Origin of the sequence: Pseudoalteromonas ulvae UL12 (assembly GCF_014925405.1) — a bacterium.
GTDB classification, from domain to species: Bacteria; Pseudomonadota; Gammaproteobacteria; order Enterobacterales; family Alteromonadaceae; genus Pseudoalteromonas; species Pseudoalteromonas ulvae.
Genome location: NZ_AQHJ01000023.1, coordinates 390,289 through 413,043, shown reverse-complemented (window position 1 = coordinate 413,043; position 22,755 = coordinate 390,289). Strand labels below are relative to the sequence as shown.

Sequence of the window (22,755 nt, the reverse complement as noted above, 5' to 3'; positions counted from 1 at the left end):
AGGAAATGCTTAGAAAAATAATCCCGTTATGTTGTGTCGTATTTGCAGTAATTTTGGGAGGCTGTGGTGATAATTCTCAGCGCGTCAATACATCATCAACATCAACCAAAAACCTCCCTCCGGTACAAACGATAGAATGGAAACTCGTTACCAGTTGGCCAAAAAATTATCCTGGACTTGGTACTGCGCCAGAGCGATTTGCAAAGAATGTCGAAGCTATGAGTAATGGCCGTCTAAAGATTAAAGTGTTTGGTGCGGGTGAGTTGGTCCCTGGATTTGAAGTTTTTGATACGGTATCAGCAGGTACTGCGCAAATGGGCCATAGCGCGGCCTATTATTGGAAGGGTAAAATTCCTGCTGCTCAATTTTTTACCGCTATTCCCTTTGGAATGAATGCACAAGAGGTCAATGGATGGCTTCATCATGGCGGTGGATTAAAATTATGGCAAGAGCTTTACGCGCCATTTAACTTAATTCCAGCCGCGGGCGGAAATACAGGGGTGCAATTAGCGGGCTGGTTTAAAAAAGAAATCAATGCTGTTGATGATCTTAAAGGATTAAAAATGCGCATTCCAGGCTTAGGTGGTGAAGTACTCAAAAAGCTGGGTGGTGTGCCTGTGTCGTTGACGGGTGGGGAGTTATTTACGGCTCTACAAACAGGCGCTATTGATGCTACAGAGTGGGTTGGGCCATACAATGATTTGGCATTTGGTTTAAATAAAGCTGCTGAATATTACTATTATTCGGGCTGGCACGAACCGGGTGCTAATTTAGAGTTTTTAATCAACAAAACTGCATTTGAGAGTTTGCCCAGTGATTTACAAGCGATTGTGAATGCGGCAATGCGGGTTGCAAACACTGATATGTTAGATGAATATACAGCTCGAAATAATGAAGCCCTTGAGCAATTAAAGAATAAACATAATGTTGATATCAGACCGCTACCACCAGAAGTCATGTTGGCACTTAAACAAGCAATGAGTGAAGTGATGGAAGAGCAAATTGCCAATGATGCAAAAATGCTCGAAATTTGGACTGCTTACAATGATTTTTTACAGCAAGTCTCGCAATATCATACAATTTCAGAAAAGGCGTACTACTTAAATCGAGAGTAAGCCCTAGTTTTTATTCTTTTTAGCACCTTTTTTCTATAATCTGGCGCTGATCAGACCTGTTTTGCCTGAATGTGTTTTAAACTAGCAGGCAATTTTATGTGATAGATATGGAATCAAATAATGGTAATTAAGCCTAAAATCCGTGGATTTATCTGCACCAACGCACACCCAGTAGGCTGTGCTGAACATGTAAAAGAACAAATTGACTATGTTAAAGCGCAAGGCGCGCTAGAAAATGGTCCAAAAAATGTGTTAGTGATCGGCGCTTCAACTGGTTATGGTTTAGCATCACGTATTACCGCTGCATTTGGTTCTCAAGCTAAAACGTTAGGTATCTTCTTTGAAAAAGAAGGCACAGAGACTAAAACGGGTTCAGCTGGTTGGTATAACTCAGCTGCTTTTCATCAAGCTGCTGAAGCGGAAGGTTTATGGGCTAAAAGTATCAATGGCGATGCTTTTTCAAATGAAATCAAAGAAAAAACGATCGCAGCCATTCAAGCTGAGATGGGTAAAATTGACTTAGTCATTTACAGCCTTGCATCGCCTCGTCGAACGGATCCTAAGACTGGAGAGGTCTATTCATCGACATTAAAACCGATTGGCAATTCAGTAACCACTAAGAATCTAAATACTTCAAAGCGCTTAATCGATGAAATCTCGGTAGAAGCGGCCAATGAAGATGAAATCGCTAATACTGTTAAAGTAATGGGCGGCGAAGATTGGGAGTTGTGGTTAAACGCGCTTAATGATGCAGATGTGTTGGCAGAAAACTTTAAAACAACCGCTTATACATACATAGGTAAAGAGTTGACTTGGCCTATTTATGGTCATGCAACCATTGGTAAAGCGAAAGAAGATTTAGATCGTGCCGCATCAGCAATTAAAGAGACGACTCGCGCATTAAATGGTGAAGCTTATGTATCATCACTCAACGCCGTCGTAACACAAGCAAGCTCTGCTATTCCTATTATGCCATTGTACATTTCAGCTTTGTTTAAAGTGATGAAAGCGGATGGAACGTATGAGGGAACAATTGAACAAATCCATGGTTTGTTTAATGAAAACCTTTATGGTGCTTCTCCTCGTTTGGATGCTGATGGTCATTTATTCCAAAACTACAAAGAGCTTGAAGATGATGTTCAAGCACGCATTCAAACAGTTTGGGACTCAGTGACGACAGAAACGATTGATGAACTAACAGACTATGTGGGTTATCACAATGAGTTTTTACGTTTATTCGGCTTTGGTATCGACTCGGTAGATTATGAGGCGGATGTCGCTACATTTACCCCAATTGAACACATGCTATAAACTGAGATTTTTAAATAAAAGGTCGCATTATGCGGCCTTTTTTTTTAAAGCCACTACACTGATTGATGCAATTTTAAAAATTAGCCTTCTGGCTTGGTTTAGCTAAATAGCCTATTGACATTTATAAAGTTAAATCATTTTTATTATTTTGTTTCTTTAAAAATTGCACAGTACGAAATATGTACTTCAATTAGGTCATTTGTAAGAAGAATTTTCATAAATTGGCTCGCATAACCAAGCTTAATAATGTTAAAATTCGGTGGATATGTGTGGGTTTCACTGTGTAGCCTATCATTGTTTGATAAAAATTTGTCGGGCGGTGTACTTGAGTGGACTTAATAATAAGTTGGCTTATACAGTAAGCAGAATTTTCAGTTTCTTTCCGTTAATGTAATGCAAGTGCGTATGATCAATATAAAAAAAGGTCTGGATCTTCCTATTGAAGGCGCACCTCAGCAAGTTATTCATGATGGCTCTGCCGTCAAACGAGTGGCTGTGCTAGGTGAAGAATTCATCGGAATGCGTCCTACCATGCAAGTTCGCGTGGATGACCAAGTCAAAAAAGGCCAAGTTCTTTTTATTGATAAAAAGAACCCAGGCGTCAAATATACTGCTCCAGCTTCTGGCGTAGTTAAAGAAATTAACCGTGGTGCTAAGCGTGTTCTGCAATCGGTTGTCATAGAACTTGATGGCAACGAGCAGGTCACCTTTGATTCATTCTCGGCAGGTGAGCTTGCGAACCTAGATCGTGAAAAAGTCAAAGAAGTACTTGTCGAATCAGGCCAATGGCCGGCGTTGAGAACACGTCCTTTCAGTAAAGTTGCGGCGTTGGATGCAAATCCTAGCTCAATTTTTGTTACTGCAAGTGATACTAATCCGCTTGCTGCAGATCCTGCAGTGGTGATTGCTGAGCATAGCGAAGCATTTGAAGCGGGTTTAGTCGTGGTTTCTCGCTTAACAGATGGCAAAGTGTTTGTTTGTAAAACATCGGGTAGTTCAGTGCCTAGCTCATCGATTGCTTCAGTTGAAGTGCATGAGTTTGGTGGTGTTCATCCTGCTGGTTTAGTTGGAACACATATTCATCATTTAGATCCAGTTTCAATGAGCAAACAGGTTTGGCATTTAGGTTACCAAGACGTCATTGCGTTTGGTAAGTTATTCCTAACAGGCGAAATCTTCACAGACCGCGTTGTTTCTTTAGCTGGTCCTTCTGTTAAAAATCCTCGTTTAATTAAAACTAGACTAGGTGTTTCTTTGGCTGAATTAGTGTCAGGTGAACTTGAAGACGGTGAAAACCGTATTATCTCAGGATCTGTTTTGTCTGGTACTACCGCTGCGGGCCCTCAAGCTTATCTAGGTCGTTATCATAACCAAGTCTCTGTTTTGGCTGAAGGCCGTGAAAAAGAGCTATTTGGTTGGATTGTTCCTGGTAGCAAAAAGTTCTCGGTAACGCGTACATTCTTATCGCATTTATCACCTAAGCGTTTGTTTAATATGACAACGTCTACAGGTGGTTCTAATCGTTCAATGGTGCCAATTGGTAACTATGAGCGTGTAATGCCGTTAGATATTTTACCGACTCTTTTATTACGTGATCTGATTTCTCGTGACTTAGATGGTGCTATTTCTCTAGGTGCGTTGGAATTAGATGAAGAAGATTTGGCGTTATGTACCTTCGTTTGTCCTGGTAAATACGAATATGGTCCTATCCTTCGTGACTGCCTGACAACAATTGAGAAGGAAGGTTAATAATGAGCTTAAAAAATTATTTAGAGAAAATCGAACCTAACTTTGAGCCAGGTGGTAAATACGAAAAGTTCTATGCGCTTTATGAAGCTGCTGCGACTATTTTTTATACTCCTGGTCTTGTGACTAAAAATGGTTCTCACGTTCGTGACAACATCGATTTAAAACGCATCATGATCTTAGTATGGATGGCAACATTCCCAGCTATGTTTTTTGGTATGTTTAATATTGGTCATCAAGCTGCTGGTGCTTTAGCGAGTGGTTTTGAACTTGCGAATACTTGGCAAGTAGGCCTATTCCAAATGCTCGGTGGTGAATTAACTGCTGATGCGGGATGGGGCGCTAAAATGTTCTATGGCGCATGTTTCTTCTTACCTATTTACGCAGTTACATTCGCGGTAGGTGGTTTCTGGGAAGTGATTTTTGCATCTGTGCGCAAGCATGAAGTTAACGAAGGTTTCTTTGTAACTTCAGTGTTATTCGCATTGATTCTTCCAGCAACGATCCCTTTATGGCAGGTGGCATTAGGTATCACATTTGGTGTTGTTATCGCTAAAGAAGTCTTCGGTGGTACAGGACGTAACTTCTTAAACCCTGCGTTAGCTGGCCGTGCTTTCTTATTTTTCGCTTACCCAGCTCAAATCTCGGGTGACACAGTATGGACTGCTGTAGATGCATTCTCTGGTGCAACTATGTTAGGACAAGCTGTTGTCGGTAGCATTGATTACAGCAACATGGAATTATGGTTAAACGCTTTTTATGGTTTTATCCAAGGTTCTGTGGGTGAAACGTCAACGCTTGCAATTATGCTTGGTGGTTTATTCTTAATTTATGTCCGCATTGCTTCATGGCGCATTGTCTCTGGTGTAATGATCGGTATGGTGGCGACGTCATTCTTATTAAATGCAATTGGTTCTGATACGAATGCTATGTTCTCAATGCCTTGGCATTGGCACTTAGTATTAGGCGGATTTGCGTTTGGTATGTTCTTTATGGCGACAGACCCAGTATCTGCATCATTCACTGATCGTGGTAAGTGGTCTTACGGTATCTTAATTGGTTTTATGGTTGTGATGATCCGTGTTGTAAACCCTGCATATCCAGAAGGTATGATGTTAGCTATTTTATTTGCTAACTTGTTTGCGCCGTTATTCGATCACTTCGTTGTGCAGTCTAACATCAAGAGGAGGTTAGCACGCAATGTCTAGTAATAACGAATCTATTGGTAAAACGCTTGGCGTCGTTGTTGCACTTTGTTTAGTGTGTGCGATCTTTGTATCGTTTGCTTCAGTTCAATTACGTCCTTTCCAAGACGAGAACAAAGCAAAAGATATTCAACGTAATATTTTAGCTGCTGCAGGTTTTTCAGATGTAACAGACGTAAAAGCAGTGTTCGAAAAGAACATTGAAGCACGTGTTGTAAACATGAAAACAGGTGAATTTGTCGATACTGATCCAAATAGCTTTGATTTTGAGAAATCAAAATTTGACGCTAAGCGTAGTATCAAATTAGACAAAGAAACAGATACAGCTGGCATTCAACGTATGACGACTGAATCACCAGTGTATTTTGCAAAAAATGCACAAGGTGCTGTTGAATCGATCATTTTACCGGTACAAGGGTATGGCCTTTGGGGTGTAATGTTTGGTTTTATCGCGCTTGAGCCAGACACAAAAACGATTAAATCAATTAACTTCTATAAGCACTTTGAAACACCAGGTCTTGGTGGCGAAATTCAAAATGCTAAATGGGTGTCTACGTGGGAAGGTAAACAACTTCCTGTTGATATCGTTAAAGCAAATGCTGCGGGTAATGTTCACAAGGTAGATGGTTTATCAGGTGCAACATTAACGTCTAAAGGTGTTGATAATACCTTTAAGTTCTGGACAGGTGAAAACGGCTTCGGTCCTTTCCTTGCTAAAGTTCGTCAAGGAGCATTGAATAATGGCTAATACTAAAGAAATGAAGTCGGTTTTATTTGGACCGGTTTTTGCCAATAACCCAATTGCACTTCAAGTACTCGGTGTTTGTTCTGCATTAGCGGTTACTTCAAGCCTTAAAAATGCGGTTATCATGTCAATTGCTTTGACATTAGTAACGGCTTTTTCAAGCATGTTCATTTCATTGATCCGTAATCAGATTCCGTCATCTGTCCGTATTATCGTGCAAATGACCATCATTGCATCGTTAGTTATCATTGTTGACCAAGTTTTACAGGCGTTTTCTTATGCGACAGCTAAAGAGTTATCTGTATTTGTTGGTTTGATTATTACTAACTGTATCGTAATGGGTCGTGCAGAGGCCTATGCAATGAAGTCGCCACCATTAATGTCATTCTTAGATGGTATTGGTAATGGTTTAGGTTACTCAGTGGTATTAATAACTGTTGGCTTCATTCGTGAGTTATTTGGTTCAGGTAAACTATTTGGTGCTGAAATTTTACCATTAGTGTCTGATGGTGGTTGGTACCAGCCTATGGGCTTACTGATTCTTCCACCAAGTTCTTTCTTCATCATTGGTTTATTCATTTGGGTACTTCGTACTTATAAGAAAGACCAAGTAGAAGCGAAAGGTTAAGGAGAGAACAATGGAACATTATATTAGTTTATTTGTTAAAGCGGTTTTCATTGAAAACTTAGCGTTATCATTCTTCTTAGGTATGTGTACATTCCTAGCTGTATCGAAAAAAGTAACTACTTCGATCGGTTTAGGTGTCGCGGTTATCTTCGTACTAGGTATTTCAGTACCGGTTAACAACCTCGTTTTCCACGCAGTGTTGGCTCCAGGTGCACTTGAATGGTTAGGTTTTCCTGAAGCTGATTTAAGCTTCTTACGTTTCTTAACATTCATTGGTGTTATTGCAGCACTCGTGCAAATCCTAGAAATGGCTTTAGATAAGTTTTTCCCTGCACTTTATAATGCATTAGGTATCTTCTTACCATTGATCACAGTTAACTGTGCGATTTTTGGTGCGGTATCTTTCATGGTTGAGCGTAACTATAACTTCACTGAATCAGTGGTGTATGGTATTGGCTCAGGTGTGGGTTGGGCGCTTGCAATTGCAACACTTGCAGGTATTCGTGAAAAAATGAAATATGCTGATATTCCTGATGGACTTCGTGGTTTAGGTATTACCTTTATTACGGTTGGTTTGATGGGTCTTGGCTTCATGTCATTTTCTGGTATTTCACTTTAAGGTAGCAAGGAAAAATCATGCTTGAGGTATATTTAGGCGTAGGTATGTTCACCGCTATCGTGGTACTGCTTGTTTTAGTCATTATTGCGGCTAAATCTAAGTTAGTGGCCAGTGGTGACATTATCATCGGTGTCAATGGCGACGCTGATAAAGCAATTAAAACATCTGCAGGTAACAAACTACTCGGCGCACTTGCTGACGCGGGTATTTTTGTATCATCTGCATGTGGTGGCGGTGGCTCATGTGGCCAGTGTCGTGTTCACATTCATTCAGGTGGTGGTGACATTCTACCAACTGAGCTTGACCATATCTCTAAAGGTGAAGCGCGCGAAGGTTGTCGTTTAGCGTGTCAGGTTAATGTGAAAACTGATATGGAAATTGAATTAGAAGAGTCAATTTTCGGTGTTAAAAAATGGGAATGTGAAGTTATCTCTAATGATAACAAAGCAACATTCATCAAAGAGCTGAAGCTTGGAATCCCTGATGGCGAGTCAGTGCCTTTCCGTGCTGGTGGTTATATTCAGATTGAAGCGCCACCACATCATGTTAAATATGCAGACTTTGATGTTCCTGCAGAATACCGTGGTGACTGGGAGCATTTTGGTTTCTTCAACCTGGAGTCAAAAGTAGACGAGGAAACAATCCGCGCATACTCAATGGCAAACTATCCGGAAGAAGAAGGCATTATCATGTTGAACGTGCGTATTGCTTCTCCGCCACCAAATAACTTGTCACTTCCATGTGGTAAAATGTCTTCGTACATTTGGTCACTTAAAGAAGGTGATAAAGTATGGATTTCTGGTCCATTTGGTGAGTTCTTCGCTAAAGACACTGACGCTGAAATGGTCTTTGTTGGTGGTGGTGCAGGTATGGCACCAATGCGTTCACACATCTTCGATCAGCTTAAGCGCTTAAACTCTAAGCGTAAGATGAGCTTCTGGTATGGTGCGCGTTCTAAGCGTGAAATGTTCTATGTTGAAGATTTTGATGGGTTAGCAGCTGAAAACGATAACTTCGTATGGCACTGTGCACTATCTGATCCGCAACCAGAAGATAACTGGGAAGGTTATACCGGTTTCATCCATAACGTGTTATTCGAGAACTACTTAAAAGATCACGAAGCACCAGAAGATTGTGAGTTCTACATGTGTGGTCCTCCAATGATGAACGCGGCAGTTATCAATATGCTTAAAGAACTAGGTGTTGAAGAAGAAAATATCTTATTAGATGACTTCGGTGGCTAGCCAAAAAGTTTAGACCCATAATAGAAATTATTAGGGTAATATAGGCTTCTTATTTACAATAGTAGGTAAGAAGCCTTTTTTGTATCGGTCTGAAAGTGTTGAGGAATAAAATGAAAAGCTTGAATTGGTTTAGCTTGCTGAGTGTGTTGTTGATTACTTTGTTATTACAAGGTTGTGAGCCAGCAAAAGACGACACTCGTGTTCAAGAAGTGTTGCTTCAAGGTAAGACAATGGGCACAACATTCACCATCAAAGTATTTGTTCCGATCGAAAAAATGCAATCGATGAACTTGTACTCCGAAGTGACCGATGTATTGGCGCAAGTTAATCAATCGATGTCTACTTACATTCCTGACTCTGAAATATCATTATTCAATCAATCTAGAACAACCACTCCATTTCAAATTTCGGATGACTTTCGTACTGTCGTGGCTGAATCGATTCGATTAGGTAAAAGCACTCAAACACTCGATGTGACTATGGGGCCCTTAATTGATTTATGGGGGTTTGGCCCAGATAAGCATCCGGTTAATATTCCGGCCGATGATTTGATAAAAGAAATACAAAAACGCATTGGCGTAGATAAATTAACACTTACAGAACAGGGGTTAGCTAAATCAATACCAGATCTAGAAATTAGTTTTTCCGCAATAGCAAAAGGCTATGGGATTGATAAAGTCGCGATGTTGCTGGAGCAAAAAAACCTAACTAATTATATGGTTGAAATTGGTGGTGAGCTGAGACTGTCGGGCAAAAAAGCCAATGGGGATGAGTGGGTTATCGCTATTGAAGAGCCGGATCCGACTCTTGATGAAAGAGTTATTCATAAAAGATTAAAACCAGGAACAATAGCGGTGGCGACGTCTGGTGATTATCGAATTTATTATCAGTTAGATGGGCAAACGTTTGCTCATATAATTAGCCCTGTAACAGGTAAGCCTATAATCCAAGATTTAGTCTCAGTGACTGTTCTTTCTCCCTCAGCCATGACAGCAGATGGCATTGCGACTGCGTTACTTGCAATGGGGACTGAGCAAGCCAAAATGTACGTAGAAACCAATAATATTCCAGCTTATTTGATTTCAAAAACTGAACAGGGTTTAGCTACTTATTCGAGTCCTGCTTTTGCGCCTTATCTCTAGATAAAGCTGGGATTTTAGTGCTGTAAAAGGCTATAATTAGCGCGGGTATTGTTGGAAATGATTGAGTATTGGGGCGAAAAATGTCTTTATTTATACTGACGTTTGTATTGTTTATGGTTGTGATAGCAGCCATGGCTGTAGGCATGATAGTACAAAAAAAATCGATGGCGAGTAGCTGCGGGGGCTTAGGTGCAGTTGGCGTTGAAAAAGCATGTGATTGCGATAATCCATGTGATAAACGCAAAAAGCGAATGGCCAAAGAAGAAATCTGGAAACAGAATCAAATTCTATAAAGAAAGCGCGAAAGCGCTTTTTTTGTGTTTAAAATAATTGACACTGTATGCATGAACAGTAATTATTGTCTGTATGAAAAAATTTATACATATAGACATGGACTGTTTTTACGCAGCTGTTGAAATGCGTGATAACCCAATGTTAGCAGATAAGCCGATAGCTATAGGTGGACATAGCCGTCGAGGCGTCATTTCGACAGCTAATTATATTGCGCGTCAATATGGTGTGCGCTCTGCTATGTCTAATTATCAAGCTAAAAAGCTATGCCCCGAGCTAATTATGGTGCCTGGTCGTATGCAGGTTTATAAAGAAGTGTCGAAGGAAATTAGACGCATATTTTATCAATATACTGAATTAGTTGAACCTCTATCACTTGATGAAGCTTATTTAGACGTCACTGGAACTGAGTTGCACTCTGGCAGTGCGACTTTAATGGCGCAAGCTATCAGAGAGCAAATCTATCAAACAACCGGATTAACAGCTTCTGCTGGGATAGCTCCAATTAAGTTTATTGCAAAAATTGCGAGCGACCTCAATAAACCCAATGGACAATATGTTGTTAAGCCAGAACAAGTAGCACACTTTTTGGCTCAATTGGATTTAGGTAAAATTCCAGGGGTAGGCAAAGTTACTTTAAATAAGTTGCATGTGATGGGCCTTTATCGCGGGCAAGACGTGTTGGATCGCGATGAAGGCTGGTTGGTCAGTCGCTTTGGTCAATTTGGCTCAGTATTATATAGAAAATGTGCTGGTTTATCGGAGGGGCAAGTTCAAGTCGATAGATTAAGAAAATCACTCAGTGTAGAGCACACTTACGAGCGTGATTTACTGTCATTAGAAGTGTGTCAGGATCATTTAACTAAACTGTTGGCTGAATTAAAAATGCGCTTAGAGCGTCAAGATCTAGTCTCTCGTATTTCAAAATTAACTGTGAAAGTAAAGTTTTCAGATTTTGTTTCTACCACAGCAGATCAAGTTGGAGCGGAATTAAATATTGAGGTATTTAAAAGCTTATTGGCAAAAGCGTATGCTCGTGGTGGAAATAAGTCAGTACGACTGTTGGGGTTAGGTGTCGGTATTTCTGAGGTCGGAGCAAGCCCCCAGTTGCGCCTCGATTGCTAGAGGTGCGTTGGATAACCAGGCTTATTATACAATGAAACGGATTCACTCCTGATTGGGTTTCGATAGTTTAAATTGAGCTATCTGACGTTGTACTTTTTTAGATTCACTCAATGCATGGATTGCTGATTTATTAGCTTCTTGAATACTTGTATTATTTTGGCTAGCTAACCCTGTGATTGCCGATACTTGCTCTGTTACATCACGTGCAACGGCACTTTGTTGGGTGGCTGCTGTTGCCATTTGTTCATTGTACGCTTCAATTTGATTAATTAACTCATTGACCGATGATAGGCTGACTCCCGCCTTTTCTGCTGATTGGAGTGTATGTTCAGCTAAGTCATGTGATACTTTCATTGCTTGCATCGAGCTTTCTGAGCCCTCTTGTAATGTATTAATGATTTGATTGATTTCAGTTGTTGATTCCTGTGTGCGCTTGGCAAGCGATCTTACTTCATCAGCTACAACCGAAAACCCACGACCTTGCTCCCCAGCCCGAGCCGCTTCAATTGCTGCATTCAACGCGAGCAAATTAGTTTGTTCTGCAATGTTACGAATGACTTCCAGTACGCTTGTTATGCTCCTCGTTTTTTCTTCAAGCTCTGACATTTGCTTACTCGATGTTTCCATTGCATGAGCTAACCTTTTAGAGGCATCAAGGTTATCATGAACATTTTGATTCCCTTCATCAGCTTTTTGAGCCGCGTTATGGCTTGCATCGCTGGTTTGCTGAGCATTATGAGCGACATCTTCAGATGTTGTGGCCATTTGCTCCATAGCGGCTGATATTTGTATGGTTAAATCTGTCTGGTTTTGTGTTTTTTCTATCACTTCTTGGAAATGATTTTGTAAAGTATTTAACTCATGACTCAATAATAAAGAGGCTTTGCTCACAGCTTGTAATGTTTGATCAAAAGTTTCGAGCATTTGATTAAATGAACTCATTACAATCCCCACTTCGTCTTCAGAAATGTCTTTATCTGCGACTCGTTGACTCAAATCCATATTTGAAGCGGTATTGCTGATGAATTTACTTAACTTGCGAATCGGGGTAACAATGAAATTACTCAAGTAAATTGCGGCGAAAACGGATAAAAGTAACATTATGGCAGTGGTTGCCAAAGTAATGAATGTAATGTTTGTAATGAGCTCTTCAATATCTGTAAAGGCTTCTACTTGTTCTATTTCACTCACTAATGCCCAATTAAGATTATGGATAGAAATAGGAGTATAAGCAGAAACGACAGTTGATTTATGTTCACCCATGGTGGTCATCACCCCCGATTTACCACCGAGAGCGGCTTCGATGGCTTCATTTTTTACTGTTTTAAAGCCAACGGTTGTATTTTTTCTTTCTATGTTATTGATTGCCTCCGCTGGTTCGTTATTTTTTTTGAGCAATGTTAAGTAACTAGTGGCATCTTCTATTAGAAAACGGCTTTGACTTCGCATTTTATAATCATCGCCAATTAGGTAGGTTTCACCTGATTGGCCAAGCCCGCGCTCTGACCATTGGTTTTGATAAGTTGTAATGTCGTTGATTTTATCTATCGGCATTTGAAAAATAAGAACAGCTATTTTCTTCTCATTAGAAAAAATAGGTGTGGCGATAAATGCCGCTGCAGCTTGGTATGACGGTACATATTGAGCAAAATCTTCAAGCGCGATTTCACCTGACTTTAATGACGTTGCCCGTGTAAATGCCGATGCCAATCCACTATTTTTAAATGGACCCGTCAGTAATGAAGTCGCAAAATCCAGTTCTTTATATACAGAATAAACAACATGCCCAGTATTTGCGTCAACTAAAAATATATCGTAGTAGCCGAAACGGTTTAGGTATTGATTTAAAAACGGGTGGTAGCGGGTATGTAACTGACTATACTGACTACCATCATCAGTGCTTGTTAATAAATTCTTACTACCAAGCGGGTGAGTGTTTTCGGCAATGTATATATTTTGCAAGTAACGAGCTGGTTTATCTAATTGATTTAGTAACGCCAAACTATCAATAGATTGACCATTTTGTTCTTTAAATTTGCTCTCAAATTCATTGCGATAATAACCTTTTAATTTCTCTGGATCGGAAGTCTCATTATCAAATTGATGAAATGCCGATATAAATTCAGCGGAAGCATCAATGACTGTCTCACTGCTTGCTAAGGTGATGAGCTGATTGTCAATGAGTTTAAAATAATCAATAAGTTGTTCTTTTTTTGCATCTCTTAAACCGACTAACCTTTCATTGATCTGATTGGTCAATGTCTGGCTTGCTTTATTATTACTGTAATTGCCCAGTACGAGGGACATCACAATCAATGAAATGCCGACTAAGACTGAAAAACTTGTGGTAATCTTTGTTTTTAAGTTCATAACAAGAATCTACCTGAAGAATGATTATTTAAATATAGGCAATAAATTTTGGCTTCACACTGTTAATTAAGCAGTATTTGAACTGATAAACTTGGTATTGAAGAGGTGATTTGCGATAATTTAGTTTCCTTTCTAGTTTATGAGATTCCTTATGTCTGAACTTGTTTTATCTACTATTAATGCTGATGAAATTCAGCATACTTCTGAATTCGATGCATTAATTATTATCGCTGATGATTTTTCTAAAGTGACATCTTCACAAGTATTAGCCCATATTCAACAGTCGCAGTTGATCGATCAGCGTATTGGTAAGCAAGTTGTTACCTTAATTTGTGATCATGCACCAGGTAAGCGCTTGATTCTGGCACCTACTGGTTGTTTATCACGTGACTATGATGATGTAAGGCGCTTTTTTGATGCGGCCAAGCTAGCAATTAATGAAGCGAAACTGGCCGGTAGTATTGCTCCTGTTTTACATGTGATCAGTGATGGCCTAGATGCTAAATTTGCCCATGCAAAGTCTGTAGCTTACTTAGGGGTCGAGCAGGCATTGTGGCAGCCACTCGAAGCGCGAGAATTTCACGGCGAACCTATTAGCCCAATTAAAAAATTAGCCTTAGTCGATGCCAGTGAAGAGCAAATTAGGCAGCTTAGCGCATTAGCTAAGGGGCAAACCGCTGCTCGAGATTTATGTGGCACTGAGCCTGAGCGTATGTCGCCACCGAATTTTGCGAATTATTGTGTCGGCTTATTTACGGGTACGAATATCGAAACTGAAGTCATCGCAGATACTGATGTAATTGATCAGCAATACCCAATGCTTAGTACGGTTGCGCGTGCATCATATGCAGTTGAGCGTCATCATCCGCGAGTGGTGAAAATGACGTATGTTCCAGAAGGTGAGATTACAAAAACACTTCTGATTGTTGGTAAAGGCTTAGTTTATGATACTGGCGGTGCTGATTTGAAGGTCGGCGGTGCGATGGCAGGTATGAGCCGAGATAAAGGCGGTGCTGCCTCGGTCGCTGGTTTAATGAAGTCGATTGCACAATATCAACCAAAAGGCGTGAAAGTTGTTGCAATGTTGGCTGTGGTGCGCAATTCAATTGGCTCAGACTGTTTTGTGCCCGATGAAATAGTCACAAGCCGTGCAGGTGTGAGAGTGCGCATTGGCAATACAGATGCTGAAGGACGATTAGCAATGGGGGATTTACTTCATGAACTCAAAGACGTTGCTAAGCATGAAATTAATCCGCAGTTGTTTACTGTGGCTACATTAACAGGTCACGCAGCCCGTGCCATGGGGCCTTATACTGCTTTGGTTGAAAATGGACCTGCGTTAGCAAAACGTTTATCTGCAACTTTTGCTCAGCAAGGTGATTTATGGGCTGATGGTAGTGAAGTGTCTCGTAGTCGACGTGAAGATTATGACTTTATTCGTCCTCGTACTTTAGCTGATGATGTTATGTCGAGTAATAGTGCCCCTTCTGCTATTACGGCTCGTGGTCACCAATTCCCGATGGCATTTTTGGCGATAGCATCAGGGCTTGATAAGCATGGCTTAGACTCTGAACTGCCGCTTCCTTATATCCATGTTGATATTGCGGGCAGTGGTGTTGAAGGCGGCGATTGGCAAAATGGTAAACCGACAGCGGCATCGCTCACGAGCTTTTTTACTACATACTGCCTTTAATCTTGGATTGAACAGTTTAGAAAAGAAAAAGAGCTAACATTTGTTAGCTCTTTTTTATGGATTATTTGAACTCTCGATCAAAAAACTGAGTGATTGTTTTATGTAAGTGAGTTTGCACTTCTTTACCTCTTAGGCTGTGTTTAGAGCCTGGGTAAGTCATCATATCAAACGGCTTCACTTTATCCTGAAGCACCTTGAACATTTTGGTTGCATGAGTGAACAAGACGTTATCATCGGCCATTCCATGATAAATCAGTAATGGGCCTTTTAGGTTATCAGCATAAGGGAACACGGCGCTCGCTTCATATCCTTTTGCATTTGTGGCTGGGTGGCCTAAATATCGCTCAGTATAATGCGTGTCGTAAAGTGCCCAGTCAGTCACTGGTGCGCCAGAAACGCCTGCTTGGAAATAATCTCCAGCCTTAAACATAGTCATCAGTGCCATATAGCCACCATAACTATGTCCATAAATACCAATGCGGTTTGCATCGACAAAATCTAAGGTACGTAAAAATTCTACACCGGTAATTTGGTCTTCTACTTCAACTACACCTAAGTGCTTATAGATCGCATCTTCAAACTTTTTACCACGATTGTATGAACCACGGTTATCAAGTTGAAATATCACGTACCCTTGCTGAACCATATATTGGAAATATAAGTTTTTGCTGCGCCAGCTATTTGTAACACGCTGGGCGTGAGGACCACCATAGACATTGACGATAACCGGATGTTTAACGCCTTTTTTCATTTTAGCGGGTTTGAAAAGACGATAGTTTAAGGTTTGACCGTCATTGGCTTTTAATGTCCCGTATTCAGGAGTCACTAAATGCGATAGATAGGGCGTAAGCGGGTGCGCATCATCTAATGAGTTTTGCTCTAGCCAAGTAATAAATTCGCCATTACTTTTTCGCAAAGCCACCGATGTAGGTTGATTTACAGATGAAAAGCTATCAATAAAAGATTGATGATCATCAGCCATCACCACATTGTGGTACGACCCAGCCTCGGTGATGCGAGTTGTTTCGCCTTTTTTAAACAAAGGGGCTGTGTATAAATGGCTTTCTAATACAGAGTCCGCACGGCCAGAAAAATAAACTAGCCCTTTTTTCTCATCAATGCCTTTTATACCATCGACAATCCATTCACCATCGGTAATTTGGCGTACTAGCTCGCCATTTACTGAGTATAAATAGAGATGTTTGAAGCCGTTTCTTTCCGAAGCCCAAATAAAGTGCTGTTTATCATCTAAAAAACGCAAATCTTTATGAAGGTTTATCCAAGTATCACTTTTTTCAGTTAAAGCAACGCGTTGGGTTTTCTTTTTAGTATCAAAGAAGCGTAGCTCAAGCGTTTGTTGAGATCGGTCTTGCCATTGATAAGAGAGCGTCTGGCTGTCTTTAAGCCATTTAGCACGAGCAATGTAGATATCTTTGTCTTTTCCTAAGTCTACCCAATCAATCTGTTGATTATTGAGGGTTACCACACCAAGTTGGATATCGACATTAGCTGTGCCCGTAAATGGATAGCGTTGATTAAACAGCTTAACTTCTTCGGCGTAAATTTCATTTCGAATCGCTTCGGCTACAGGTGTTTCATCAACACGAGTGAAGGCAACTTTCGATTCATCACCAGCCCACCAATAACCTGTCATACGGCTCATTTCTTCTTGAGCGACAAATTCAGCCATGCCATTTTTGATCACACCGCCGCCATCTTTCGTCAACTGAGTTTCTTGACCTGTTGAGATGTTAAGCGCAAAAATATTTTGATCGCGGATAAAGGAAACGTAATTACCTTTAGGTGAAAAACGTGCATCGGTTTCAAACTGTGGCGTGTTGGTCAATTTCTTACTTTTAGCATCCTTTAAGCTGTAGTAATACAAATCGCCATTGAGAGGGAAGAGTAGGGCTGTGCCATCTTTTGACCAAGTGTATTCTAAAATACCTTTACCGAAAATGCGCTGACGTTCACGGCGTGCTTTTTCTTCATCAGACAACGACTCAGGGCCAGAAAATAAAGCTTCAGAATCGACTAATAAACGGTTTGTATTGTCTTTTAAGTTATATTCCCACAAGTCGTAACGGTTATAATCTTCAACCTTGCCTTGTAAATAAGTGACTCGAGAGCCATCCGGAGAAAACTTAAGTTTGACTGGCGCTTTTCCTGATAGTCCAGGATCAGAAAAAATACGTTCTATTGAAAGAGGTTGAGCTGAAACTGCGTGTGTGGCACCCATCACGGTTAGCGAAAGTGCGAGCAGCGTATTTTTTTTATTCACGATGCGACCTTGAGCGGATTAAAAGTGTCTTGATGGTAATGGTAAGCCATTTGAACTGCAACAAATTGCTATCAATGGCAGGTTGCGGTTAAATAGCGTGTCTTTAATAAATTAAATCGATGTGAATGATGAATGACTTCTCGTTAGCGCCAGAATTAGAGCGCGATTGTGTTTTTATAAGTGATTGGCCTTTATGCCGAGTGCTATTAATGAATGACCAGCAATATCCTTGGTTTATCTTAGTGCCAAGAGTGGTGGGCGCCACGGAATTCACGGATTTATCGCTTGAGCAGCAAAGTATGTATTGGCAAGAATCAATGTCGATGAGTCGATTATTACAAGAGACGTTTCACCCCGATAAACTCAATATTGCTGCATTAGGGAATATGGTGCCTCAACTGCATATTCACCATGTAGTGCGTTATAAATCTGATATCGCTTGGCCTGCACCGGTATGGGGAAAGTTTCCAGCTTTACCATATTCAGCCGCTGAAATTGAACGAATTAAAACCTTAATGAAATAAAAAGCTAGGCATTAAAGGTAATATTTAGCTTAACGCACTTAGCGAGGGCAAACACTTATTAGTAACAATGTATCTTATTAATATTAGATTAGGCTTAGTGCTCGCCGGTTTTTATGAAAAACAAGTTAAGAAAAATAAATCATAAAAAATGATCTTTTTCCTTAACTTTATCGATTTCTTGGTCGATACTTGAGTAAACATAATAAGAATTATCTAGTCCCTTGTTTATTGGGGATTTTGCAATAAGGAACAGGATTTTATGTCAACAGAAAATGCTCTACTTACCATCTTAATAGAAAAAATAAACAACGATACCTTAGTGTTACCAACTTTGCCTGAGATTGCAGTGAGAGTTCGTAAAGCTGCTGATGATCCTGACGTGAACCTGATGGAGATGGCTGATGTTATCCAGCATGATCCTGCTTTAGCAGCACGGATGATTAAGATTGCTAACAGTGCTTTTTTAGGTCGCACGATAAAAGTGTCAACACTTAATCAAGCCGTCACACGAATTGGGTTAAGACAAATCAAAAATATCGCAACCGCGATGGCGATGGAACAATTATTCGTATCAAAAAATGAAACTGTAAAAGGGTATATGGATAAAGCATGGCAACGTACTTTAACCGTGGCTGCAAGTGCGATTACCTTACTGCAGATGTATCTTAAAGAAAATAAACGTACTTCCCTTAATATTGATACCATCACATTAGCAGCTTTGGTTTATAACATTGGTGTGTTACCTATTTTGACTGAAGCCGAGCGTCATGAAGAGGTGTTTGGCAATCCGAGCTTTTTGGCACATTCAATTCAAAAGTTAGGTGGGAAAATAGGGGGATCAATCATGCGAGCTTGGGGGTTCACTGAAGAGTTCGTGGAAGTTGCTGAGAGCTGGTCAAACCCAAATTACCGTCCAGAAAAACCTTGTTATGTTGATTTTATTCGCATAGGTGCGATCGAACAGGGATTATTACAAGTTTCGGATAAAGAAGCCGCTTTGCAGGTTTATGTTGAGAAAGGGATTATTCCATGTCTGACAGTACTGCAAGATGAAGAATATTTAACGTTGCTTGAAGATGTAAAAGCAATATTTGCATAATATTAAACTCGATTAAATAAAAGCCAATTAACTCAGATTAATTGGCTTTTTACATTAAGAGCTTACGCTAGCATATCTTCAGGATCACCAAGACTGCTGACTAACTCTTCAAGTAGCAACTTAATCTCTTCACTGGCTAAGATGAAATCAGCATCCAGTTTAACTGCCATATCTTCTTTAGGAATATCAGCGTTTTCTTCTTTGAGTGTTTCTGAGTAGTTCAGGCGCTTGATTGAGCCATCGTCTTGCAGCATAAATTTGACGCGTTCACGCCAATCAAATGCGAGTTTTGTCACAACTTTACCGTTTTCAAGGTGATTTTTAACTTCATCCGAGGCTAAGTCATGTTGCTTTAACTTAACTTGTCCGCCATTTTCATCGGCTTCGACTAACTCAGCATCTTGGCCAATTGCAAATCCTTCAGGTGGATTGAATTCAGTTAACCAATTGGTCAAAAACAGCCCTAAATCAAAATTTACAAATGCAGGTACAACAGGCAGTGTACCCAGAGACTTTCTTAGTAATGCCAGGAGTTCTTCTGCTTTATTGAAACTACCACTATTGACGACAAGCCAGCCTTTTTCTAAGTCGATAAAGGCAAATTGCAGACTTGATTTTTTAAAGGCTTGAGGTAATAGGCTATGAAGGAGATTTTCTTTTAGTTCATCTTTTTCTTTTTTCTTAACCGGGCGATTTTCTTCTATTTCAATGTGTTCAATTTTTTCGGCTAATAAGTCGTTAATGACCGCAGCAGGTAACACCTTTTCTTCGCGTTTAGCACAGACTAAAATCGCATTTTGTGAGAAATGACTTAAAGAATGTCCGTGTTTGCCTAGCGCTTTAGTCCAGCCAAACGTGCTTAAATCTTGGCTGCCGCAAGGACGAAAGGTATCTTGTTCGAGTGCTTTTTCAAAACCGTCTTGGGCGTAACTGATATCTTGCTTAAATTTGTAACAAATAAGGTTGCTAAACCACATACTATTTATCCTACTGTTGGTGTGGCTTGATAATAGCAATTTTAAACAGTGGCATAAATAATAATGGCGCAGTGAGCGCCATTATTATTGAGTTATTACTGTGGTAAGTTATTCAGCTAACATAGCCATTGGAGTCGGCATGTCTTTTGGGAAGCTGATATGGTAAGTCAATCCCTCGCCAAGTTTGCTGGTGGCTTCGATATCTCCACCTAGGGTTTGTTTTACTAAATTGAAACTGATGTGAGTACCTAAGCCACTGCCACCTTGCTCTCGCTTAGTCGTAAAGAAAGGGTCAAAGAGTTTATCGAGTTGTGATTGCTCAACGCCTTTGCCGTTGTCTTCAAAGATAATATCAACCATATCTTTGGTTTGGGTAATTTTAATATTAATGGTGCCTTCATTAATGCCTTCAAATCCATGAATGATCGAATTCATTATCAAGTTGGTAAAAATTTGACTAACGGCCCCTGCAGGGGTGTTGAGAATCAAATCATTAGGGCAATCAAGGTTGATTTTATGTGCAGTTTTTTTGAGTTTTGGGTGTAATGAACGGATTATTTCACCCAAATAGTCTTTTAAATTGATCGTCCGAACGGCTTCACTGGCCTGATCGACTGCAATTTGTTTAAAGCTTGCGACCAACTCAGAAGCTCTTTGCAAGTTAGTGGTTAGAAGGCTGGTACTTTGCTTTGCATCGTTAATAAATTCTTCAAGTGCTTTTGGTGATAAGGTCTTATTCTCGTAGGCTTGTTCAACTTGAGCGAGACGCTCCTCCAAAAACGAGGTGGCAGTCACACCAATTCCAACAGGCGTGTTGATATCATGTGTAATACCGGCGACTAGGCCACCTAAAGCGGCCATTTTCTCAGAACCCACTAAACGCTCTTGCGCCAAATTTAGCTCATCTAGGTAGCGTTGGAGATCATTTTGTTTGGTAATAAGTTCAACCTCAGTGTGCTTTCGTCTTTCGACTTCTTCAGTTAAGGTCAATTTTTGCTTTTCGAGCTCATACTTTTGCTGTTGTAAATCCATCATGGCTTGGCTTAGGTTTGATGTTTTACGAGCAACCTCTTGTTCAAGTAATAAGTTTTGTTGATCGAGTTTTTCGTTGCTTTGCAGGAGTTGTTTTTGAGTTGATTCAAGCTGTTTTTTATAATCACTGACTTTATCAATCAGATTATTGAACGACTCTTCCATCACTTTTAGTTCATTATGCTCGGTGGTTTGGATTTCTAATCGAGCGCCATCGAGATTATCGAGTTCAAGCTCTTCAATTTGATTGGTGAGATCGGTGAGAGGCTCAGTGAGTAGTTTTCTAAAGGACAGTAAGAACAAGATAATCAAAAATGTCGTTTTAATCATCGCATTGCCTATCAAAAAATAGATAGAAATCATAATGCGATCAAGTACGACTTCGCGACTAGAAAACAGAGTCACGTCACCGACTTGGGTTGCGCGCCCTGAAAATTCGAAAATCAACGGAAACGTATAACCAAACAGACCAGATGAGGTGGTTTCATCAATAATTGAAGCTTCTTGCACGAGTTGCTCACTATAAAGTTCACGAATATCGAGCGAACGACCTAGTTGAGAAATAATTTCTCCAGCATCATCACGTACTATGATGCCCTCAATCATAGGGATCGCTAACAGGCCTTCAGCAATAGTGACGGTTTGTTGGGTGTTTAACTCCCAAATTGCACGAGTCAAACTGCCTGAGAACGTTTTTTGTAAAGTTGTTAGCTCGTTACGAATATAGTCTTTTGCATTGTAAAACTCTGCAATCACTTGTCCGCATGTCACAATAAACGTTAATAAGAAATAGACAGACAGCACGCTTGTTAATAATCTTTTCGAGAGACTTTTTTGTAACATTGGTTAACCAATACTCCATTAATACGTTTATTTGCGATATTTAAATGCTTTTTAAACTTAGCTAATATATTAAAAAAAATAAATAAATTAATAGATAAATCCCACTTTATTTTGTATTTACAATCAAATACCTCAAAACGGTTTTTTTCTGTAGTGACTATGTTATAACTGTTGCTCTTTAAGTCTATTAAAAACAGTTATGTCGTTTCCTATTTTAGTATGTGATGATTCCATGGTAGCTCGAAAGCAGGTTGTTCGTTGCCTTAAAGCTTATGAGGATTTTGAAATTCATCAAGCTACCAATGGTAAAGAAGCGCTTGCAATCTTAGCACAACAAGAAGTTGGGTTGTTGTGCCTTGATTTAACGATGCCTGAGCTCGATGGCATCGGTGTGCTAGAGTATATCAGAGAACATAAAATGGAATGCTTTGTTGTGGTTATTTCGGCTGATATTCAACCTGAAATGAAGCAAAGAGTGATGTCTCTTGACGCGCTCACTTTTTTAGAAAAACCAGTATCTCCTGCTCAATTTCACGAAACTTTGCATAAATTTGGCATTAAATAGTATCCTTTAGTGTAGAAAGAAATAAATTATTCCCTTTTTGTGATTGACACAAAGTGCCAAGTTAGGGCAGTCTATTGGCATGAAAAAAATTAATTCAGTACTTACCATTATTATTACAACCACCATCCTAACAGGATAGTGGCATAGGTCTGTACGCAAATTTAAAAGGCCTGTGCTCACAACGAGCACAGGCCTTTTTT

The 22,755-nt window shown here is 40.0% G+C and carries 19 protein-coding genes; 15 read left to right on the top strand and 4 right to left on the bottom strand.

All coding sequences use genetic code 11. The annotated features are described in order from the left end of the window. Positions 1 to 5: 5 nt before the first annotated feature. From PULV_RS05420 to dinB, 11 genes are all read left to right on the top strand, one after another. A complete protein-coding gene (locus tag PULV_RS05420; protein WP_193331106.1) occupies positions 6 to 1,115 on the top strand; it encodes a TRAP transporter substrate-binding protein in 1,110 nt (369 codons plus the stop codon). Positions 1,116 to 1,235: 120 nt separating this feature from the next. Continuing rightward, positions 1,236 to 2,426: an enoyl-ACP reductase FabV gene (gene fabV, locus PULV_RS05415; RefSeq protein WP_086742554.1), complete on the top strand. Its 1,191-nt coding sequence runs from the start codon at positions 1,236 to 1,238 to the stop codon at positions 2,424 to 2,426. Between the two features lie 405 nt (positions 2,427 to 2,831). Further along, positions 2,832 to 4,175, top strand: coding sequence for a Na(+)-translocating NADH-quinone reductase subunit A (locus PULV_RS05410; RefSeq protein ID WP_086743190.1), 1,344 nt, complete (start codon positions 2,832 to 2,834; stop codon positions 4,173 to 4,175). 2 nt (positions 4,176 to 4,177) lie between these two features. Then, on the top strand, positions 4,178 to 5,380 hold the full coding sequence (locus PULV_RS05405) for an NADH:ubiquinone reductase (Na(+)-transporting) subunit B (RefSeq protein ID WP_086742555.1): 1,203 nt from the start codon (positions 4,178 to 4,180) through the stop codon (positions 5,378 to 5,380). Then, positions 5,373 to 6,125, top strand: coding sequence for a Na(+)-translocating NADH-quinone reductase subunit C (locus tag PULV_RS05400; protein WP_086742556.1), 753 nt, complete (start codon positions 5,373 to 5,375; stop codon positions 6,123 to 6,125). Before PULV_RS05405 ends, PULV_RS05400 begins: the two co-directional genes overlap by 8 nt. After that, positions 6,118 to 6,750 carry an NADH:ubiquinone reductase (Na(+)-transporting) subunit D gene (locus PULV_RS05395; protein WP_086742557.1) on the top strand — a complete coding sequence of 211 codons (633 nt, stop codon included), beginning with the start codon at positions 6,118 to 6,120 and terminating at the stop codon, positions 6,748 to 6,750. The genes PULV_RS05400 and PULV_RS05395 overlap by 8 nt, the downstream gene beginning before the upstream one ends. Positions 6,751 to 6,760: 10 nt before the next feature. Continuing rightward, positions 6,761 to 7,369, top strand: a complete 609-nt coding sequence (gene nqrE, locus PULV_RS05390) for an NADH:ubiquinone reductase (Na(+)-transporting) subunit E (RefSeq protein WP_086742558.1) — start codon at positions 6,761 to 6,763, stop codon at positions 7,367 to 7,369. A 17-nt stretch (positions 7,370 to 7,386) separates the two neighbouring features. Beyond that, a complete protein-coding gene (gene nqrF, locus PULV_RS05385; RefSeq protein ID WP_086742559.1) occupies positions 7,387 to 8,613 on the top strand; it encodes an NADH:ubiquinone reductase (Na(+)-transporting) subunit F in 1,227 nt (408 codons plus the stop codon). Between the two features lie 110 nt (positions 8,614 to 8,723). Next, positions 8,724 to 9,755, top strand: coding sequence for an FAD:protein FMN transferase (locus tag PULV_RS05380; protein ID WP_086742560.1), 1,032 nt, complete (start codon positions 8,724 to 8,726; stop codon positions 9,753 to 9,755). Positions 9,756 to 9,835: 80 nt separating this feature from the next. Then, positions 9,836 to 10,048 (top strand): (Na+)-NQR maturation NqrM, encoded by a 213-nt coding sequence (nqrM, locus tag PULV_RS05375; protein WP_086742561.1) that lies wholly within the window; start codon positions 9,836 to 9,838, stop codon positions 10,046 to 10,048. A 73-nt stretch (positions 10,049 to 10,121) separates the two neighbouring features. Then, positions 10,122 to 11,171, top strand: a complete 1,050-nt coding sequence (dinB, locus tag PULV_RS05370; RefSeq protein WP_086742562.1) for a DNA polymerase IV — start codon at positions 10,122 to 10,124, stop codon at positions 11,169 to 11,171. Between the two features lie 42 nt (positions 11,172 to 11,213). Here the strand turns inward: dinB and PULV_RS05365 are convergent, their stop codons facing one another. Next, positions 11,214 to 13,541, bottom strand: a complete 2,328-nt coding sequence (locus PULV_RS05365) for a methyl-accepting chemotaxis protein (RefSeq protein ID WP_193331105.1) — start codon at positions 13,539 to 13,541, stop codon at positions 11,214 to 11,216. Positions 13,542 to 13,692: 151 nt separating this feature from the next. Between PULV_RS05365 and PULV_RS05360 the strand changes: the two genes are divergently transcribed. After that, positions 13,693 to 15,234, top strand: a complete 1,542-nt coding sequence (locus PULV_RS05360; protein WP_193331104.1) for a M17 family metallopeptidase — start codon at positions 13,693 to 13,695, stop codon at positions 15,232 to 15,234. Positions 15,235 to 15,295: 61 nt separating this feature from the next. Here the strand turns inward: PULV_RS05360 and PULV_RS05355 are convergent, their stop codons facing one another. Then, a complete protein-coding gene (locus tag PULV_RS05355; protein ID WP_086743191.1) occupies positions 15,296 to 17,473 on the bottom strand; it encodes a S9 family peptidase in 2,178 nt (725 codons plus the stop codon). Between the two features lie 170 nt (positions 17,474 to 17,643). On the opposite strand from PULV_RS05355, the gene PULV_RS05350 reads away from it, so the two are divergent. Together PULV_RS05350 and PULV_RS05345 are read left to right on the top strand one after the other, a co-directional pair. Continuing rightward, positions 17,644 to 18,039: an HIT domain-containing protein gene (locus PULV_RS05350; protein ID WP_193331261.1), complete on the top strand. Its 396-nt coding sequence runs from the start codon at positions 17,644 to 17,646 to the stop codon at positions 18,037 to 18,039. 259 nt (positions 18,040 to 18,298) lie between these two features. Then, the gene (locus tag PULV_RS05345) at positions 18,299 to 19,138 is read left to right on the top strand and encodes an HDOD domain-containing protein (protein ID WP_086742567.1); all 840 of its coding nucleotides are present in this window, start codon (positions 18,299 to 18,301) and stop codon (positions 19,136 to 19,138) included. A gap of 62 nt (positions 19,139 to 19,200) precedes the next feature. On the opposite strand, the gene rdgC is transcribed toward PULV_RS05345, so the two are convergent. Then, entirely contained in the window at positions 19,201 to 20,115 is a 915-nt protein-coding gene (rdgC, locus tag PULV_RS05340; protein WP_193331103.1) for a recombination-associated protein RdgC, read from the bottom strand. Positions 20,116 to 20,223: 108 nt separating this feature from the next. Continuing rightward, positions 20,224 to 21,990 (bottom strand): sensor histidine kinase, encoded by a 1,767-nt coding sequence (locus PULV_RS05335; RefSeq protein WP_193331102.1) that lies wholly within the window; start codon positions 21,988 to 21,990, stop codon positions 20,224 to 20,226. 199 nt (positions 21,991 to 22,189) lie between these two features. Between PULV_RS05335 and PULV_RS05330 the strand changes: the two genes are divergently transcribed. Beyond that, positions 22,190 to 22,555 (top strand): response regulator, encoded by a 366-nt coding sequence (locus PULV_RS05330; protein ID WP_193331101.1) that lies wholly within the window; start codon positions 22,190 to 22,192, stop codon positions 22,553 to 22,555. Positions 22,556 to 22,755 lie beyond the last annotated feature (200 nt).

Bases quoted from the DNA above. Each gene is read 5' to 3' on its own strand.
- PULV_RS05420 (WP_193331106.1), top strand. From the start codon at position 6: ATGCTTAGAAAAATAATCCCGTTATGTTGTGTCGTATTTGCAGTAATT.
- fabV (WP_086742554.1), top strand. From the start codon at position 1,236: ATGGTAATTAAGCCTAAAATCCGTGGATTTATCTGCACCAACGCACAC.
- PULV_RS05410 (WP_086743190.1), top strand. From the start codon at position 2,832: ATGATCAATATAAAAAAAGGTCTGGATCTTCCTATTGAAGGCGCACCT.
- PULV_RS05405 (WP_086742555.1), top strand. From the start codon at position 4,178: ATGAGCTTAAAAAATTATTTAGAGAAAATCGAACCTAACTTTGAGCCA.
- PULV_RS05400 (WP_086742556.1), top strand. From the start codon at position 5,373: ATGTCTAGTAATAACGAATCTATTGGTAAAACGCTTGGCGTCGTTGTT.
- PULV_RS05395 (WP_086742557.1), top strand. From the start codon at position 6,118: ATGGCTAATACTAAAGAAATGAAGTCGGTTTTATTTGGACCGGTTTTT.
- nqrE (WP_086742558.1), top strand. From the start codon at position 6,761: ATGGAACATTATATTAGTTTATTTGTTAAAGCGGTTTTCATTGAAAAC.
- nqrF (WP_086742559.1), top strand. From the start codon at position 7,387: ATGCTTGAGGTATATTTAGGCGTAGGTATGTTCACCGCTATCGTGGTA.
- PULV_RS05380 (WP_086742560.1), top strand. From the start codon at position 8,724: ATGAAAAGCTTGAATTGGTTTAGCTTGCTGAGTGTGTTGTTGATTACT.
- nqrM (WP_086742561.1), top strand. From the start codon at position 9,836: ATGTCTTTATTTATACTGACGTTTGTATTGTTTATGGTTGTGATAGCA.
- dinB (WP_086742562.1), top strand. From the start codon at position 10,122: ATGAAAAAATTTATACATATAGACATGGACTGTTTTTACGCAGCTGTT.
- PULV_RS05365 (WP_193331105.1), bottom strand. From the start codon at position 13,541: ATGAACTTAAAAACAAAGATTACCACAAGTTTTTCAGTCTTAGTCGGC.
- PULV_RS05360 (WP_193331104.1), top strand. From the start codon at position 13,693: ATGTCTGAACTTGTTTTATCTACTATTAATGCTGATGAAATTCAGCAT.
- PULV_RS05355 (WP_086743191.1), bottom strand. From the start codon at position 17,473: ATGGGTGCCACACACGCAGTTTCAGCTCAACCTCTTTCAATAGAACGT.
- PULV_RS05350 (WP_193331261.1), top strand. From the start codon at position 17,644: ATGAATGACTTCTCGTTAGCGCCAGAATTAGAGCGCGATTGTGTTTTT.
- PULV_RS05345 (WP_086742567.1), top strand. From the start codon at position 18,299: ATGTCAACAGAAAATGCTCTACTTACCATCTTAATAGAAAAAATAAAC.
- rdgC (WP_193331103.1), bottom strand. From the start codon at position 20,115: ATGTGGTTTAGCAACCTTATTTGTTACAAATTTAAGCAAGATATCAGT.
- PULV_RS05335 (WP_193331102.1), bottom strand. From the start codon at position 21,990: ATGTTACAAAAAAGTCTCTCGAAAAGATTATTAACAAGCGTGCTGTCT.
- PULV_RS05330 (WP_193331101.1), top strand. From the start codon at position 22,190: ATGTCGTTTCCTATTTTAGTATGTGATGATTCCATGGTAGCTCGAAAG.